This is a genomic window from Devosia sp. (genome assembly GCF_041917035.1).
Lineage (GTDB): Bacteria > Pseudomonadota > Alphaproteobacteria > Rhizobiales > Devosiaceae > Devosia_A.
In genome coordinates this window covers 1-2,576 of the sequence record NZ_JAYRYM010000377.1, presented here as the reverse complement: position 1 = coordinate 2,576, position 2,576 = coordinate 1, and the positions used below count along the sequence as shown (strand labels likewise).

At 66.4% G+C, this 2,576-nt stretch carries 2 protein-coding genes and 1 pseudogene; all 3 read right to left on the bottom strand.

Annotation, left to right across the window (positions count from 1 at the left end; all coding sequences use genetic code 11):
- Positions 1–256 (bottom strand): annotated as a pseudogene (locus tag ACE3TU_RS21285) (branched-chain amino acid ABC transporter permease); the annotation flags it as partial.
- A gap of 1 nt (position 257) precedes the next feature.
- A complete protein-coding gene (locus ACE3TU_RS21280; protein ID WP_374627860.1) occupies positions 258–1,286 on the bottom strand; it encodes a branched-chain amino acid ABC transporter permease in 1,029 nt (342 codons plus the stop codon).
- A gap of 226 nt (positions 1,287–1,512) precedes the next feature.
- On the bottom strand, positions 1,513–2,576 hold a 1,064-nt coding region (locus ACE3TU_RS21275; protein WP_374627859.1), incomplete at its 5' end, for a substrate-binding protein.

Genomic DNA, 2,576 nt, shown 5'->3' with positions numbered 1-2,576 from the left:
TCAGCAGCTTGAACGACCAGACGGCGGTGTACGAGCCCACCCCGACAAAGGCGGCGTGGCCGAAGCTGAGGTAGCCGGTGAGGCCGAACAGCACGTTGAAGCCGAGCGCGAAGATCGCGTAGATGGCAAATTTCTGCATCAGCCCCGGATAGGCGGCGCCGAGCGGCGACAGCCAGATCGGCATGGTGAGCACCACCGCCGAGAACACCAGGAAGGTCAGGAGGTCGCGCCTCGGGACGTTGAAAAACTGCAGCATTTCAGCTCTCCATCACGCCGCGCCGGCCGAGCAGGCCCCGCGGACGCACGAGCAGTATGACGACGGCGGTCAGGTAGATGATGATCTGGTCGATGCCGGGCAGCAGCGACTTGACCTCGTTCATCGAGGCGAAGCTCTGCAGGATGCCGAGCAGGAAGCCGGCGGCCACCGCGCCGGGCAGCGAACCCATGCCGCCGACCACGACGACGACGAAGCTCAGCACCAGGAAATCCATGCCCAGGTGATAGTTGGGCGGCACCAGCGGCGTGTACATGACGCCGGCGAGCCCGGCGACGACGGCGGCGATGCCGAACATGATGGTGAAACGCCGGCCGATATTGATGCCGAGGATGCCGACCGTCTCGCGGTCGACCATGCCGGCCCGCACCACCATGCCGAAGGTGGTGAAGCGCAGGAAGGCGAACACCGCCGACAGAATGCCGATCGAAAAGACGAAATAGGTGAGCCGCCACCACGGGTAGGTCACCGAATTCGGGGTCAGCCCGAGCCAGCTGCCGATATCGGCGGCGCCCTGCAGCGCCGACGGCATCGGCTGGCTGATCGGGTTGGCGCCGAAGATCGCCTTGATCACTTCCTGCAGCACGATGGCGAGGCCGAAGGTGACGAGGATCTGCTCGGCGTGCGGGCGCTTGTAGAAGTGCTTGATCAGGCCGCGTTCCATGGCGATGCCGACCAGCAGCATGACCGGGATGGCCAGCAGGATGGAGAGCGGCACGGAATACTCGATGATCAGGCCGCCCCACTCGCCGAACCAGGTCTGGGCCAGCGGGGTCTTGATCTCGAGCGGGGCACCCCAGGGCGAGAGCTGGTCGGGGTCGATGGTGATGGTCTCGAGCGTGATCAACTGGCGGAAGGCGACGGCGCAGAAGGCGCCGAGCATGAACAGCGCGCCATGCGCGAAGTTGACGACACCGAGCGTGCCGAACACGAGGGTCAGCCCCAGCGCGATGAGGGCGTAGGCACCCCCCTTGTCGAGGCCGTTGAGAAGCTGGGCGAGCAGGGCTTCCATCAGTCACTCCATGCGCCATCCGGCGCGACGGGCGCCAATCCGGGACACCCGGACGGGCGCGCAGGAAACGAATGAGAGGCAGGTCGTCCCGCCGGCGGGCAGGCCTGCGTCACATGCGTCGCCCCTTGCCGGGCCATTCGTTCTCGGGGGAACGAACGACCCGGCCGAGGAGCCGGCGGTCAGCGAGGAGGGTCGACCGCCGGGGTTCGCGATAGCGGCGCCGCGGTCAGCACATGGCCGGAGTGTCGGGGCCCAGTTCGCCACCGAAGATCGCCGGATCGTAGGTCACGGCATCCTTCTTGGCGACGTCCACCACCTGCAGCAGGTCGAACGGGTTGGCCGGGCTCTCCTTGCCCTGCACCACCAAGACGTCCTTGAAGCACTGGTGATCCTCGGCGCGGTACAGCGTCGGGCCGTTGCCGAGGCCGTCGAACTCGTAGCCCTCGAGCGCCTTGATGACCTCGGGCGGGTAGAAGCTGCCGGCGCGCTCGCAGGCATCGGCGTAGAGCATGGCCTGGACGTAGGACGTGTGGGCGGCCTGGCTCGGCGGCTGGCCGTACTTGGCGCCGAACGACTTGGTGAAGGCCTTGGAGGCCTCGTCGCCCAGCTGCCAGTCCCAGTTCGAGGTGCCGTAGATGCCCTTGATGGCGGCTCCAGCGCCCTTGGCCATCAGATCGGAGATCAGCGGCACGACGATCTGGAAGTCCTTGCCGTTGGCCTGGCGGTCGCGCAGGCCGAACTGCACGGCCTGGGTCAGCGAATTGACCATGTCGAAGCCATAGTGGTTGAGGATCAGCACGTCGGCGCCCGAGTTCAGGACCGGTGTGATGTACTGGCTGAAGTCGCCCGCGCCCACCGGCGTCCGCACCGGAGCCAGCGTCTTCCAGCCGAGCGCCTCGGTAGCGTTCTTGATCGATTCTTCCTGCGTCCAGCCCCAGGTGTAGTCGGCGGTCAGGTGATAGGCGACGCGATCGGTGCCGTAGGCCTTGGACAGCGTCGGCGCAATCGCGATACCGGACTGGTAGGCGTTGAAGAAGTGGCGGAAGCCGTAGCGCTTCTTGTCCTTGCCGGTGGTGTCGTTGGAGTGGGTGAGCGACGCCATGAAGATGACGCCCATTTCCTGGCACAGGCCCTGCACCGCAATGGCCTCGGCCGACGACGATCCGCCGGTGATCATCACCGCGCCGTCGCGCTCGATCATGCGGCGCGCCGAGTCGCGCGCAGCGTCGGCCTTGGTCTGGCTGTCGCCGGTGACGTAGGCCACCTTCTTGCCCAGGATGCCATTGCCCT